This is a genomic window from Streptococcus cristatus, from assembly GCF_003943505.1.
Lineage (GTDB): Bacteria > Bacillota > Bacilli > Lactobacillales > Streptococcaceae > Streptococcus > Streptococcus cristatus_E.
The window spans coordinates 1-517 of sequence record NZ_RJPS01000127.1 but is presented as its reverse complement, the minus strand read 5'-3'; the positions used below and the strand labels follow the sequence as shown (position 1 = coordinate 517).

The following is a 517-nucleotide window of genomic DNA, read 5'->3' as shown; positions in this document are numbered from 1 at the left end:
CTCCATCTTTTACCATATCAGAGAAGGCTCCAATGTGACTAGCAACTGTAGGAACTTTTACTAAGGCAGCCTCCATCCATTTGATTTCAGACTTGGCCCGATTAAAGACCGAATCAACCAGCGGCGCTAAATTGATATCTACCCTACTAATCAGCTGAGGTAAATCCTTCCAGTCAACATAGTCATGTACAACGATCTGCTGTTGATACGGCTTCATATCCTCTGGAATATCCAGATGTCCGACGATATGAAGCTCCACATTCTTGTAGACTTCAAGCAAGGATTGGATGGCTGGTTTTATCAATTCAAAATTTTCATTGTGGCTGATTGAACCTGAAAAATAGCCAATCTTAACTTTTGAATCCTGCTGACTATAATCTTTGATAAAGTGAGAACTGATTTCAATCAAGTCACTGGAAGCTCGATTTCTGTTCAGCAACACCTTATCTTTATATTTGAGCAGCTCTTCTTTCAGTTGGACAGTCGAAGTAATCGCTCCATCACAGGCAGCTAGCAT

Annotated in this window: 1 protein-coding gene; it reads right to left on the bottom strand. The window is 40.8% G+C overall.

The annotated features are described in order from the left end of the window. Positions 1 to 517, bottom strand: a 517-nt coding sequence (locus tag D8792_RS11325) for a glycosyltransferase (RefSeq protein WP_125374026.1), incomplete at both ends; no start/stop codon positions are given.